Origin of the sequence: Pseudomonas putida, assembly GCF_001636055.1 — a bacterium.
Taxonomy (GTDB): Bacteria; Pseudomonadota; Gammaproteobacteria; order Pseudomonadales; family Pseudomonadaceae; genus Aquipseudomonas; species Aquipseudomonas machongensis.
This window is the reverse complement of sequence record NZ_CP011789.1, coordinates 3,236,408-3,250,010: the sequence shown is the minus strand read 5'-3', so window position 1 is coordinate 3,250,010 and position 13,603 is coordinate 3,236,408. Positions and strand designations below refer to the sequence as shown.

Sequence of the window (13,603 nt, the reverse complement as noted above, 5' to 3'; positions counted from 1 at the left end):
CATGTACAAGGATTACCCCGCCGCCTACCAGGTCAGCAAAGGCGCTGCCCTGCAGGTCGACAAGCCTTTCTATGACCGCGTGCGCGAACGCAAGGACGCCCGCACCCTGATCGAGACATTTGAAGTGCCGATCCGCACAGGCCGCGCCTGGAAGGTGCCGGCCGGCCATGTGTTCCGCGTCACCACCCCGGTCGGCCCGCAGGTCGGCGACTTCAACATCTGGAACGCCAACGACCCGCGTGAGCGCCTGTGGGCGGCGCGCACTCGCCAGTTGCAGGGTGCCCACGTCACCACCTACGACCGACTGTGGTCGAATCTGCCGTTCCTGCGCCCGCTGGTGACCATCACCGACGACAGCCTGGCCGACTATGGCATCGACGAGCACGGCGGGCGCCTGCATGACCTGCTCGGCACCCGTTGCGACCCCTACGTGAACAAGATGCTCACGGGTGAGGACTTCCATCACCACTGCCACTCCAACCTCACCCGCGCCGTGCTGCCCTATGGGCTGACCGAGTTCGACGTGCACGATGTGCTGAACATCTTCCAGTGCACCGGCTTGAACCATGACGACATGTATTTCATGAAGGCTTGCCCGGCCAAGCAGGGTGATTACCTGGAGTTCTTCGCCGAAATCGATGTGCTGTGCGCGCTGTCGACCTGCCCGGGTGGCGACCTGTCACTGCCGATGTGGGGGCCTGAGGCACAGGACCCACTGTCGGTCTGCCGGCCGCTGGGGGTGGAAATCTACACGCTCGACGACAGCCTGCTGGAGGGCTGGACGCAGCCCAAGCGCGCCAGCTACAACGGCATGCACGGGCTGGCGATCGGCAAGGCCGAGTGGGAATGATCGGCTGAAGGCCAGTCCAATCCCTGTAGGAGCGGGCTTGCCCGCGAACACGGGCGCAGCCCGTGCCAGGCAGCGCGGTGTCTGTTTCGCGGGCAAGCCCGCTCCCACAGGACAAAAAAACAACACACCTGTGGGAGCCAACTGTCTTTTACCGCCCCCCTACCACCGATCAGCGATCAGAAACCTGCTCCAGAAAGATCAAGCGCAGCGGTTCACCCAGCAGCGTTTCGCTCTGCGCCGCAAACCGCTGGAAATACGGCGCGGCGAAATGCGCATCGAGCGCAGCCTGATCGACGAACGCCTCGCGCATGTAGAACGTCCCCGGCTCATCCTTGCCCTCGAACAGCACATAGTCCAGGTTACCCGGCTCCGCGCGGGTCGGTTCGATCAGTTCCAGCAACGCCTGCTTCAATGCCAGCGCTCTGCCCTCCCGGGCCTTGAGCACAGCAATCGAGACCAGCGGGTTGTTCGTTACCTGCGCACCCATCGACATATCTCCAACACGTTTGAGTTGCGTACAGTGTTACCGAGGCGATGGCCGGGAAACAGCCGCATAGCCCGATAACACTTTCAGCACGATGCAGAAAATGGCTCAGGCCAGCGCTTGCTGTACCTGGCCAACGGTGGTCGTCAGGCTGCCCAGGTGCAACCCCAGCACCCGCTCCACCGGTGCCTGATCCAACGGCCAGTGCAGGGCAATGCTCCCGACCAGTCGCCCTTGCGTGTGAACCGGCAAGGCGATGGCGCGGATCAGGAACGGCAGGCGCACCGGATATTCCCAATGACCCTCGGTGCGCCGGGCAAAGCCGCGCTGGGTTTCGTCCTCGATGGCCCGCAACATCGCGTCATCACCAACATGCGCATGCTCGGCCAGGCGCTGCACTTCATGGGGGGCCAGTTCGCCCAGGCAGGCGCGGCCCATCGCCGAGTGAAACAGGCTGGCGTGGTGGCCGACGATCTGGCAGTTGTTCGGATAGCGCTTGCGCAGCACCTGGGGAATCGCGCTTTCCATCACTTCCAGGCGCTGGCCGTCGAAGCATGACAAGTCGGCGACCAGCCCGGTGCGCTCGCTGAGCTCCAGCAACAGCGGCGCTGCGCTTTCGACCATCTGCCGCTTGAAGCGCAACTGGCCGTCGCCGAACAGGCGCCGGGCGCACAGGCGGTAGCGCCGATCGCTCAGGCCGCGGTAGGTCCAGCCCTGTTCCTGCAGGGTGGCGAGCATGCGCGATACCGTGGCCTTGGGTAACGCCGTCAGGTAGTGCAGCTCTTCCAGCCCCAGGGCCTGGTGCTCACCCAGCAATTCGATGATCGTCAATGCCCGCTCGACCGACCGCACGCCACCGCCGTCCCCGTTGCCGCTCATGTTCGTTCGCCTCCGTGTCTGCACCAGGTTCGTCACATTGCCCAGCAAGATACGCGCCTGCAAGGGCTTCAGCGCGCCAGCAGGCTCGGTGGCGGACAGCGCTCGACCCAACGTGTCAGTTGCTCGTGGGCGTAGGCCAGGCGCAACACTTCGCGGTCCGCCTGGGCCGGGCCGATGATCTGCAATCCCATCGGCAGGCCCTGGGCATTGAAGCCGACCGGTACGCTGATGCTCGGCAGCCCGGCGAGAGTCGGGCCGATCACCACCTCCATCCAGCGGTGATAGGTATCCATCGTCCGCCCACCAACGACCTGCGGCCAGGGTTGTTGTGCATCGAAAGGAAACACCTGGGCCGAGGGCAGCAGCAGGAAGTCGTAACGCTCGAACAACCCTGCCATCGCCCGGTACCAGTCGCTGCGCGCCAGCGATGCCTCATAGAGCGCAGCGGCGCTCAAACGCAGGCCGCCCTCGACTTCCCATTGCGCCTCGGGCTTGAGTAATGCGCGCCGATGTGGGTCGGCGTAGGCGGCTGCGAGGTTACCGTGCACCAGGAAGTGGCGATGGGTCAGCCAGCATTGCCACAGGCGCTCCAGCGGATAGTCCGGCTGACAGGTCTCGACCTTGCACCCCAGGCTCTCGAATTCGCTCAGTGCGCTTTCGCATAGGCTCAGCACGCCATCGTCCATGGGCAAGTAACCGTTGTAGTCACCCAGCCAGCCGATCCGCACATCGTTGAAGTCCTGCTGCAAATCGGCGGCGAAGTCCTGAGCACCTTCGTTGATCGACAACGGTGCCCGCGCGTCGTAACCCGCCTGTACCGCCAGCAATCGCGCGAGGTCGGCAACGCTGCGCCCCATCGGGCCTTCGGTGGCAAGTTGCTGGACGAACACCTCAGGCGCCGGGCCATGGGGCACGCGGCCCTGGGACGGGCGCAAGCCGAACACATTGTTGAACGCCGCCGGGTTGCGCAACGAGCCCATCATGTCGCTGCCGTCAGCCACTGGCAGCAAGCGCATGGCCAATGCTGCCGCCGCCCCGCCGCTGCTGCCGCCGGCCACCCGGCTGGGGTCGTAGGCGTTGGTGGTGGTGCCGAACAGCGTGTTGTAGGTCTGCGAACCGAGGCCGAACTCCGGCACGTTGCTCTTGCCGAGGATGATCGCGCCGCTGCGCCGAACCCGCTCCACGCTGATGGCGTCCTGCTGCGGCACCTGCTCGGCGAACAGCGGCGAGCCCAAGGTGGTGCGCAGGCCAGCCGTGGCGGCCAGGTCCTTGATCGCCTGGGGCATGCCATGCATCCATCCACGGGACTGGCCACGGTCGAGCTCGCGGTCGCGCGCGTCGGCTTCCTCGAGCAGTTGCTGTGCCGGCCGCAGTGAAACCAGGGCGTTGACCTGCGGATTGAACCGCTCGATGTGCGCAAGGTAGGCCTGCATCACCTCTCGGCAGGAAACCTGGCGAGCATGGATCGCCCGGGACAGCTCGCTGGCATCCAGCGCGACGACAGGGTCGAGATCTAGCGGTTTCACGGTTTTACTCCAAGTTCAATGACGGCCGGTGCGCGTGGCCGCACGGCTTCTTTCAGACAATAGGTGCCCAGCAGTGTCAGCACGCAGGCGAACAGTACGTAGAATGACGGCGCCACAGGCGTGTTCAAGACTTTGGTCAGCCAGGTGACGATCAGCGGCGCGAAGCCGCCGAACAACATCACTGCCACGTTATACGCCACCGACACTCCCGTTGAGCGGACGGCGACGGGGAACTGCTCGGCCAGCGCCGTGGGTGCCGGCCCGTAGAAACCGCCGATCATGCTGCACAGGGCCAGTTGCATCACCAGCAGGCGCTCTACCGAAGGTGCCGCGGCGACCCACAGGTGCAGCGGGTAGACCATCAGGAAAAAGCCCAGGGTGAAGGCCATCAGCACCGGTCGGCGGCCAATACGGTCGGACAGCGCGCCGGAGAACGGAATCACCACCGTCATCAGGCCCACCGCGAGCATCTGCACCAACAGCACCTGGTCCAATGGCAACCCCAGGCTCTTGTGGGCGAAAGTCGGCATGTTCACCAGCACCACATAGAAGGAAACGGTCGCGCCACTGGCCAGGCCCATGGACACCAACAGCGCCCGGCGATGCGTACGTAGCACCTGCCACAGGCTCGGGGCCTGGTCCTTGGCTTGCTTGCGCGCCTCGAGAAACTCCTCGGGCTCCTGCATTTGCTTGCGAATCCACAACCCCACCGGGCCGATCAGCAAGCCGAACACGAAGGGAATTCGCCAGCCCCAGGCGTCCAGCGCCTCGGGTGAACACAAGTGGGTGACCAGCGCGACCATCGACGCCCCGGAGAACACCGCCAGGCATTGCCCGACCAGTTGCCAGGAGCCATAGAGCCCCTTGCGGTGCGCCGGCGCGCTCTCCACCAGAAATGCCGTGGCGCTGGCGTATTCGCCCCCCGTGGCAAAGCCCTGCAGCATACGCGCGACCACGATGAGCATAGGAGCGCCCATGCCGATGGCCAGGTAGTTGGGGGCGAAGGCGATCATCGCAATGGACAGGGTCATCAGGCGAATGATCAGTTGCATGGCGGCCTTGCGCCCTTTGCGGTCGGCATACATGCCCAGTAACACGCCACCCACCGGGCGCATGAAGAAACCGACGCCGAAGGTCGCCAGGGCCATCAGCAGCGAGGCGTAGTCATCGTCGGAGGGAAAGAACTGACGAGCGACGATGCTGGCCAGAAAGCCGTACACGATGAAGTCATACCATTCCAGCGCATTGCCGATGACGGCCGCGACCACTTGCCGGGTGCGCGATGCGCCTGCGTTCGTAGCGTGCATGGGAAGTTCTCCAGAAACCAGATGTGAGGAACGCCCGCAGGGATGCGGGCTCCAGCGGCAGTCAATGAAGAAGCGCTCAGGCCGGGGCGAGCCAGCGCTCGGTGAGCGCGCTCCAGTAGGCGGCCCCGGTCAGCAGGATGTCGTCGTTGAAGTCGTAGGCGGGGTTGTGCACCATCGGCCGATCCACGCCGTTGCCGATGAACAGGTAGGCACCGGGGCAGCGTTGCAGCATCCAGGCAAAGTCTTCGCTGCCCATCAGCTTGCGGGTATTGCCATCGACGGCGGCTTCTCCGAGCAGCTCGATACCGACCTGGCGGGCGAAGGCGTTTTCCGCGGCATGGTTGATCAGCACCGGGTAGGCAGGCCGGTGTTCGATGCTCACGCGGCAGCCGAAGCTCTTGGCCTGGGCGTGGATGATCGCCTGTACGCGCTCCAGGGTCAGGCGCCTGACCTCGCCATCGAGCGCACGCAGGCTCAGGCGCAACAAGGCCTGCTGCGGAATGACGTTGGCCGCCTCGCCAGCCTGCAGCGCACCGACGGTAACCACTGCCGCCTCCTGGGCATCGATGTTGCGCGCCACCACGGTCTGCAGCGCCATCACCACACTGGCGGCCGCAACCAGTGGGTCGACGGTCAGGTGCGGCATCGAACCATGACCACCGACGCCCTCCAGGATGACGGTCAGCAGGTCCTGGGAAGCCATCATCGCTCCTTCGCGAAACCCCAGGTGCCCGGCGGCCAGCCCCGGCATGTTGTGCATGCCGAACAGCGCATCGCAGGGGAAACGCTCGAGCAGGCCATCGGCGAGCATCGCCTCGGCGCCGCCCTGCCCCTCCTCGGCCGGCTGAAAGATCAGTGTCAGGGTGCCGTCGAAACGCCGGGTCGCCGCCAGGTAGCGAGCAGCACCGAGCAGCATCACGGTATGACCGTCGTGTCCGCAGGCATGCATGCAACCCGTGTGTCGGCTGCTGTAGGCCGCGCCCGTGGCCTCGACGATCGGCAACGCATCCATGTCGGCGCGCAGCCCCAGGCGGCGCGTGCTGCTGCCGTTGCGCAGCACACCGACCACGCCGGTGCGGCCAATCCCGGTGTGGACCTCGTAGCCCCAATCGCGCAGGGCCTGGGCGACCAGCGACGAAGTGCGATTCTCCTCGAAGCCCAGTTCAGGGTGGGCATGGATATCCTGGCGCAGTGCCTGAAGCTCGCCGGTAACGTCAGCGAGCCAGGCCAGGATGTGCGGGTGTTTGGATGTGGTCATCGGGCATCTCCTCGCGCGGGTTGCAGTCCCGCTTTTGTTATTCGCTCGGGGATTGCGGCACGAGAGGCAGGCCGCAGGTGCTGCCAGATAAACCTGACGGCGCGGCGGCGACAATCGAATGTGGTTCCGCTGTGTGGAACCCGGCGTGCAGGCCGGGCTTGAAGCGGGGTCGTCCCTCCATCACTACTCGCTCTATATTTTTGTAAATGGCGATAGTGATTTCAGGATTGAAGTGGGCCGCTGTAGCTTCTCTGCCCCTGCACTACACTTTCCAGGCTTCGAAAACACTCGCCAAGCCCCTGGAGGTGTCCCATGAGCAACCCCAACCAAAGCACATTTACCGGCTGGGCCGCGACGGCAGCCGGTGCGCCACTGCAGCGGTACAGCTACGATCCCGGCCCGCTGGCTGACGACGAGGTGCAGGTCGTGGTCGAGTACTGCGGCGTCTGCCACTCCGACCAATCGATGATCGACAACGAATGGGGGCTGACCCAGTACCCGTTCATTCCTGGCCACGAGGTAGTCGGGCGCATCGAACAGGTTGGTGATCGAGTGAAGGGGCTGCAAGTTGGACAGCGGGTCGGGATCGGTTGGTACAAAGGCAGTTGCATGCACTGCGCGCCGTGCATGGAAGGCTCGCACAACCTGTGTGGTTCGGCCCGGCCGACGATCATCGGCAGTAACGGCGGTTTCGCCGACCGCCTGCGAGCGCACTGGGCCTGGGCCATCCCACTGCCGGACGGCCTCGACCCTGCCCTTGTCGGCCCCTTGTTCTGTGCCGGTTCGACGGTGTTCAACCCGCTGCTGTCATTCGGTGTCAAACCCACCGATCGCGTCGGGGTGGTCGGCATCGGCGGGCTGGGGCACCTGGCGCTGAAGTTTCTCAATGCCTGGGGCTGCGAAGTGACCGCGTTCACCTCATCCTTGAACAAGCAGGATGAAGCGAGGCGCCTGGGCGCGCACAAGGTGGTGGCCTCCACCGACAGCCGGGCGCTCAAGGGTATCGCCGGCACCCTCGACTTCCTCCTGGTGACGGCCAATGCCGACCTGGACTGGACCGCCATGATCGGTACCCTCGGTACCCGCGGTCGGGTGAACTTCGTCGGTGTGGTGCCCGGGGCGATCCCGGTGCATGTGTTCAACCTCATGCTCCAGCAGAAAAGCCTGTCCGCCTCGCCGGTCGGCTCCCCGGCGGTGATGGCGAAAATGCTCGAGTTCTGCGCCCGCCACCAGATCGTTCCCCAGGTCGAGCAGTTTGCGATGAGCCAGGTCAACGCGGCGATCGACCACCTGCGCAGCGGCAAGGCGCGCTACCGGGTAGTGCTCGACGCCAGTCGCTGAAACAAAGCGGTGTCATTGGCGCAGAGGATGATCGACAATGTCGCGGCCGCAGGCTCAGCCCTGCGGCCAGACAAGAACAACCGGACCGCCTGCCGTCATGACGCTCTTCTACCTCAAGCTCGTTGTCACTCCCCTTCTGATGTGGGCCGTCTCCCTCGCCTCGCGGCGCTGGGGAGGATTGCTCGGCGGCTTGCTCTCTGGCATGCCGATCACCTCGGCGCTGGTCATGATCTTCCTGTGCCTGGAACAAGGCACCGCCTTCTCTCTGAATGCCATACCGGGCGCACTCGGCGGGCTGGCGGCGGTCCAGGCCAGCTATGCCTGCTACCTCTTCGCCAGCCGCAGGCTTGGCGTGGCCCTCACGGCAGTGGTGTCGCTCGCGCTGTACGGCGTGGCAGCCTATGTACTGACCCATTGGGGCAATCTGCCGATATCGATCGTTGTCGCCTTGTGCCTGGTGGTGGTGCTGGTCTGGGCCACGGCCCGCGAGCCGCGCCCGGCGCAGCTTGCGCAGATCAAGGCGCGCTGGTGGGAAATCCCCATGCGCATGGTCGCCGCCACCGGCCTGCTGATGCTCACCACAGGTGCGGCAAGCTGGCTGGGACCTGCGGTCAGCGGCATGCTCGCGCCGATTCCGGTGATCGCCTGGCCGCTGGTGGTGTTCTCCCATGTCCAGGGCGGGCGCTTCTCCATGGCCGGGATGATCCGGGGCAACGCCATCGGCGCCGTCGGGGTGATTGCCTTCTACCTGAGCCTTGGCGCGCTGCTGCCGCACCTGGGTATCGCCCTGACCTTCCTGCTCGCCGTGGGGCTGGCGGTGGTGCTGACCGTGGGGCTGGCGACGCTGCTGCGCTCGCGCACGGCTTCAACGGGCAAGTAAGGGCGCTTGACCATGCAACTGAACAACCTCATCCGTCGTCTTGACCTGGTGACCTTGCAGTTGTTCGTCGCCATCCACGAGGAAGGTAGCCTGACCCGTGCCGCCGCGCGCGAAGCGATCGCATTGTCGGCGGCAAGCAAGCGCCTCAACGAGCTGGAGGCAGCGCTCGGCTCGCCGCTGTTCGCCCGCCAGGCCCGTGGCATGAGCCTGACCCCGGCCGGGGAAACCCTGCTGCACCACGCCCGGCGCATGCTGTTCAACCTCGAGAAGATCGGCCTGGAACTGGGCGAGCACTTGCAGGGAGTGCGCGGCTACGTGCGGATGCTCGCCAACCTGTCGGCGATCATCCAGTTTCTGCCCGAGGACCTGGCGCTGTTCGCCGCAGAACACGAACGGATCAAGGTGGACCTGGAGGAGCGGCCCAGCAATGGCGTGATCCAGGGGTTGCTCGATGGCGTGGCGGACCTGGGTATCTGCTCCAGCGACAGCGACACCCGCGACCTGCTCAAGGTGCGCTACAGACGCGACCAGTTGGTGCTGGTGGTGCGTGAAGGGCATCCATTGGCAGACCAGGCGCAGGTGGACTTCGCCGAAACTCTGGACAACGACTTTGTCGGCCTGCACTCGGCGAGCTCCATCAACATGCGTACCCACGAGGCCGCTCGCCGCGCCGGGCGGGTTTTGCGCCTGCGTATTCATGTCCCCAGTTTCGATGCAGTGTGCCGCATGGTGCAGGCTGACATGGGCGTGGGAATCCTGCCGCGCAAGGCCTTCGAGTTGTTTGGCGGTGCGCTGGGGTTGCGTGCGGTGGCGCTGAGCGACGACTGGGCCGAGCGTGAGTTGCTGCTGGTGGCGCGGGACCTTGAGTCGCTGTCACCGGTGAGCCGCTTGCTGTTCGAGCATTTGCGCGCGGCTGAGCCTGGCGGCTGAGGGGTGTCGCCCCTACCCTTCGCATTTTGCGAACGGTTATTGCCGACACAGGATTGGTGCGTTCCCGGCGCCAGTCGTAGCCTCTACCTCAAAGTCCAAGAACAAAGAGGTACGCACCATGCCTGCCCCGCTACAAGGCATCAGGGTCCTGGAAATAGGCACGCTGATCGCCGCCCCCTTCGCCGCTCGCCTGCTCGGTGAGTTCGGCGCCGAAGTCATCAAGATCGAGGCCCTGGGCCAGGGCGACCCGCTTCGCAAGTGGCGAAAGCTGCACGACGGCACCTCGCTTTGGTGGTATCTGCAGTCACGCAACAAGAAGTCGCTGGCCCTCGACCTGAAGGCCGCTGAAGGCCTTGCCATCGTCAAGCGCCTGCTGGCCGACACCGACGTGCTGATCGAGAACCTGCGCCCCGGTGCGCTGGAAAAGCTCGGCCTGGGCTGGGACGTACTGCACGCGCTCAATCCACGCCTGACCCTGGTGCGTATCTCCGGCTATGGCCAGAGCGGCCCGTATCGCGACCGGCCTGGCTTCGGTGCGATCGGCGAGGCCATGGGCGGTATTCGCTACACCACCGGCGAACAGGGTTCGGCACCGGCGCGGGCAGGCGTCAGCCTGGGTGACTCGCTGGCCTCGTTGCACGCGGTGATGGGTGCCCTGCTCTCGCTGTTCAATGTGCGTGTCAACGGCGGTGCCGGTCAGGTGGTCGATGTATCGCTGGTGGAAAGCGTGTTCAACCTGATGGAAAGCCTGGTGCCGGAGTACGATCTGCTGGGGCATGTCCGCGAACGCAGCGGTGGTGCCCTGCCCGGCATCGCGCCTTCGAACACCTACCGCACCGCCGACGGCGCGTTCGTGGTGATCGCCGGCAACAGCGACCCGATCTTCCGCCGCCTGATGCAGGCCATCGGCCGAGCAGACCTGGGCGAGGCCGAGGCCTTTGCCCATAACGATGGTCGCGCCGCGCAATCGGCACAGCTCGACGACGCGATCGAGGCCTGGACTCGCCGCCACCCGATCGACCAGGTACTGGCCACGCTGGAAGCCGCCGAGGTCCCGGCCGGGCGCATCTATTCGGTTGCCGACATCGTCAACGACCCGCACTACCAGGCCCGCGACATGCTGCTGGACAGCCAACTGCCCGACGGTACCCCGGTGCGCATGCCGGGTATCGTGCCGAAGCTTTCGGATACGCCCGGTCGCGTCGATTGGCAGGGCCCGGCGCTGGGCGAACACACCGATGCACTGTTGGCTGGGCTGGGCTTGGGCCCCGATGAGATCATCGGCCTGCGGGCCAAGGGGGTGGTGCAATGATCGACAACAACGCAGACCTGCTGGTGGTGCAGGAGGTTGCCCCGCGTGACGGCCTGCAGATCGAACCGACCTGGGTGCCGACCGAAGACAAGGTCCGCCTGATCGATGGCTTGTCGAAGCTGGGTTTCAGCCGCATCGAAGCGGGCTCGTTCGTTTCGCCCAAGGCCATTCCGGCACTGCGCGATGGTGATGAAGTCTTCCGTGGCATCCAGCGTCAGCCGGGTGTGATCTACGTCGCCCTGATCCCCAACCTCAAAGGCGCCGAGCGCGCACTGGCTGCCGGCGCCGACGAGCTGAACCTGGTGCTGTCGGCCAGCCAGTCGCACAACCTGGCCAACATGCGCATGCGCCGCGAACAGTCGCTGGCAGGCTTTGGCGATATCGTCCAGGCCGTGCAAGGTCGGGCGGTGAGTCTCAACGCCAGTGTCGCCACTGCGTTCGGTTGCCCGTTCGAAGGCGCCGTCGAGGAAGACCTGGTGCTGCGCCTGCTCGACGCCTACCTGGAGCTGGGTGTGCAGGGTGTGACCCTGGCCGATACCACCGGCATGGCCAATCCGCGTCAGGTCGCGCGCCTGGTGCGGCGCAGCCTGGAGCGCCTGCCGGCTTCGATGCTCACGTTGCACTTTCACAACACCCGTGGGCTGGGCCTGTGCAATGTGCTGGCCGCCTATGAAGCCGGTGCGCGGCGCTTCGATGCCGCGCTCGGCGGGCTGGGCGGCTGCCCGTTCGCGCCGGGGGCATCGGGCAACATCTGCAGCGAGGACCTGGTCAACCTGTGCATCGAGACGGGCATCCCTACCAGCATCGACCTCGACGGCCTGCTGAAGATGTCGCGCAGCCTGCCTGCGCTGCTCGGCCACGAGGTGCCGGGGCAACTGGTCAAGGCCGGACGCAATTGCGACCTGCACCCACTGCCGGCCGGTTTGCCCGCCTGATTCTTCGCTACACCCAAGGGGCCGTGGCCCCGCCAGACAACAAGAACAACAAGGCCGCCCACAGGGCGGCCCGACTGGAGAACATCAATGACCCTTTCCGCCCTGCCGCTGGGTGCCACCGATGGCGCCGACAGCGAAAAAGCCCTGGTCCGCAAGGTCGCCTGGCGCCTCATGCCGTTGATCATGGTGTGTTATCTGTTCGCCTTCTTCGACCGCATCAACATCAGTTTCGCCAAGTTCCAGTTGCAGACCGACCTCGGTTTCAGCGACACCGCCTACGGCCTGGGAGCGAGCCTGTTCGTGGTGGGCTATGTATTGTTCGAGGTGCCGAGCAACCTGATGCTGTACAAGGTCGGTGCCCGCCGCTGGATCGCGCGGATCATGATTTCGTGGGGCCTGGCCACCGCCGCCATGGTGTTCGTCACCAGCGAATGGCAGTTCTATGCCCTGCGCTTCATCATCGGCGCCATGGAAGCCGGTTTCGCGCCCGGCGTGCTGTACTACCTGACGCTGTGGTTCCCGCAGCATTTCCGTGGCCGCATCACCTCGCTGCTGTTCCTCGCTTCGGCCTTCGCCGGGCTGTTCGGCGCGCCGTTCTCGGGCCTGGTGCTCGGTCATCTTGACGGGGTCATGCAGATGCGCGGCTGGCACTGGCTGTTTCTGCTGGGCGGCCTGCCCTGCGTAGCGCTTGGCTTGCTGGTGCTGACCCAGCTCAAGGACCGCATCGAGGACGCCGGCTGGCTCAGCGACAAGGAAAAACAGTTGCTGCGCTCACGCATCGAGCCGGCGCAGGCCGCTCATGGAAAGGGTTCGTTGCTGCAGGCGATCCGCATCCCCGGTTTCCTGATGCTCGGGTTGATCTACTTCCTGATTCAGATCGCCTCCTACGGCCTGAACTTCTGGGCACCTCAGCTGATCCGCAGCGCAGGGACGGAGAACCCGTCGATGATTGGCCTGCTGACGGCTGTGCCCTATGTCTGCGGGGCAATCACCATGGTGGTGTGTGGCCGGTGGTCGGATGCGACCGGCGAGCGGCGCTGGTTTACCGCCGGGTTGATCAGCCTCGGTGCCCTGGGCTTCCTGTGCGCCGGACTGTTCGATGACCACACGCCGTTGTTGATCGTCTCCCTCGGTCTGCTGGGTGCCGGTGTGGTGGCGGCCATTCCGAGCTTCTGGGCGCTGCCGCCGAAGTTGCTGGCTGGCGCAGGCGCCGGGGCTGCCGGTGGCATCGCGCTGATCAATACACTCGGGCAGTTGGGCGGGATCGTCAGCCCGGTACTGGTGGGGCGTATTCGCGATCTGTCGGGCAGCACCACGCCTGCGCTGTATCTGATCGCTGCCACGAGCCTGGTGACAGCGGTGCTGTTGTTGTTCGCCTTGCCGGAAAAACTGCGCACGCGGGACTTGCCGAAACACTGAGGCCACTCGGTTGCCGGGTCCGCTGCAATCGCTTGCCTGGCAACCGAAGAAACCGCAAAACCAAGGCGACCAACGGTCGAACATCTGATTGTTGTTAATCCTGAGGAAATCCTGGCGCTCCATCCTCTCTCCATCGGCCGCTCTTGCAAGGCCCTTGAAGAATCAAACTACGATGGAGAGTCAAACCATGAAATCCCTGCGCTATGCCCTGGCCCTGCTGGCCGCCACCGCCGTAACCTCCGCCTTCGCCGAAGGCGGCGCCGAGCGCCTGCAGGAACACCATGCCCGCTGGGCCCTGCAACAGCAGCAGAGCAAAGACATGGTGGCCAAGCGCGAAGCCGCCAAGGCCGCCCAGCAAGACGCCCAGGTCAACAGCAACAGCGGCCAGGACACAGCGGCCAAACCTTCGTCCTGATTCAGCAGAGGGTGCGGCCTCCTGTCGCACCTCTAGGGCTTTGGCAAGTGATGGGGCGCGGGCGTAG

At 65.1% G+C, this 13,603-nt stretch carries 13 protein-coding genes; 8 read left to right on the top strand and 5 right to left on the bottom strand.

The window, feature by feature from the left end; translation table 11 throughout:
* The first annotated feature begins 1 nt into the window (after position 1).
* Positions 2 to 850 carry an urea carboxylase-associated family protein gene (locus tag AB688_RS14450; RefSeq protein ID WP_063544894.1) on the top strand — a complete coding sequence of 283 codons (849 nt, stop codon included), beginning with the start codon at positions 2 to 4 and terminating at the stop codon, positions 848 to 850.
* A 169-nt stretch (positions 851 to 1,019) separates the two neighbouring features.
* On the opposite strand, the gene AB688_RS14445 is transcribed toward AB688_RS14450, so the two are convergent.
* The 5 genes from AB688_RS14445 to AB688_RS14425 all read right to left on the bottom strand — a co-directional run bounded on the left by AB688_RS14445 (position 1,020) and on the right by AB688_RS14425 (position 6,304).
* Positions 1,020 to 1,337 carry a putative quinol monooxygenase gene (locus AB688_RS14445; RefSeq protein ID WP_372822779.1) on the bottom strand — a complete coding sequence of 106 codons (318 nt, stop codon included), beginning with the start codon at positions 1,335 to 1,337 and terminating at the stop codon, positions 1,020 to 1,022.
* A gap of 105 nt (positions 1,338 to 1,442) precedes the next feature.
* Positions 1,443 to 2,213, bottom strand: a complete 771-nt coding sequence (locus AB688_RS14440) for an IclR family transcriptional regulator (RefSeq protein WP_063544892.1) — start codon at positions 2,211 to 2,213, stop codon at positions 1,443 to 1,445.
* Between the two features lie 68 nt (positions 2,214 to 2,281).
* Positions 2,282 to 3,739: an amidase gene (locus AB688_RS14435; RefSeq protein ID WP_063544891.1), complete on the bottom strand. Its 1,458-nt coding sequence runs from the start codon at positions 3,737 to 3,739 to the stop codon at positions 2,282 to 2,284.
* Positions 3,736 to 5,046 carry a citrate-proton symporter gene (locus AB688_RS14430; RefSeq protein ID WP_063544890.1) on the bottom strand — a complete coding sequence of 437 codons (1,311 nt, stop codon included), beginning with the start codon at positions 5,044 to 5,046 and terminating at the stop codon, positions 3,736 to 3,738. Before AB688_RS14430 ends, AB688_RS14435 begins: the two co-directional genes overlap by 4 nt.
* A gap of 76 nt (positions 5,047 to 5,122) precedes the next feature.
* Positions 5,123 to 6,304, bottom strand: a complete 1,182-nt coding sequence (locus AB688_RS14425) for a M20 aminoacylase family protein (RefSeq protein ID WP_063544889.1) — start codon at positions 6,302 to 6,304, stop codon at positions 5,123 to 5,125.
* 312 nt (positions 6,305 to 6,616) lie between these two features.
* On the opposite strand from AB688_RS14425, the gene ahr reads away from it, so the two are divergent.
* From ahr to AB688_RS14390, 7 genes are all read left to right on the top strand, one after another.
* Positions 6,617 to 7,645 (top strand): NADPH-dependent aldehyde reductase Ahr, encoded by a 1,029-nt coding sequence (ahr, locus tag AB688_RS14420; protein ID WP_063544888.1) that lies wholly within the window; start codon positions 6,617 to 6,619, stop codon positions 7,643 to 7,645.
* 97 nt (positions 7,646 to 7,742) lie between these two features.
* On the top strand, positions 7,743 to 8,525 hold the full coding sequence (locus tag AB688_RS14415; RefSeq protein WP_063544887.1) for a hypothetical protein: 783 nt from the start codon (positions 7,743 to 7,745) through the stop codon (positions 8,523 to 8,525).
* A 12-nt stretch (positions 8,526 to 8,537) separates the two neighbouring features.
* A complete protein-coding gene (locus AB688_RS14410; RefSeq protein ID WP_054891411.1) occupies positions 8,538 to 9,455 on the top strand; it encodes a LysR family transcriptional regulator in 918 nt (305 codons plus the stop codon).
* Positions 9,456 to 9,573: 118 nt separating this feature from the next.
* Entirely contained in the window at positions 9,574 to 10,767 is a 1,194-nt protein-coding gene (locus AB688_RS14405) for a CaiB/BaiF CoA transferase family protein (protein WP_063544886.1), read from the top strand.
* Positions 10,764 to 11,702 (top strand): hydroxymethylglutaryl-CoA lyase, encoded by a 939-nt coding sequence (locus tag AB688_RS14400; protein WP_063544885.1) that lies wholly within the window; start codon positions 10,764 to 10,766, stop codon positions 11,700 to 11,702. Before AB688_RS14405 ends, AB688_RS14400 begins: the two co-directional genes overlap by 4 nt.
* 87 nt (positions 11,703 to 11,789) lie before the next feature.
* Positions 11,790 to 13,121, top strand: coding sequence for an MFS transporter (locus AB688_RS14395; RefSeq protein WP_063544884.1), 1,332 nt, complete (start codon positions 11,790 to 11,792; stop codon positions 13,119 to 13,121).
* A 187-nt stretch (positions 13,122 to 13,308) separates the two neighbouring features.
* A complete protein-coding gene (locus tag AB688_RS14390; RefSeq protein WP_054891407.1) occupies positions 13,309 to 13,536 on the top strand; it encodes a hypothetical protein in 228 nt (75 codons plus the stop codon).
* Positions 13,537 to 13,603 lie beyond the last annotated feature (67 nt).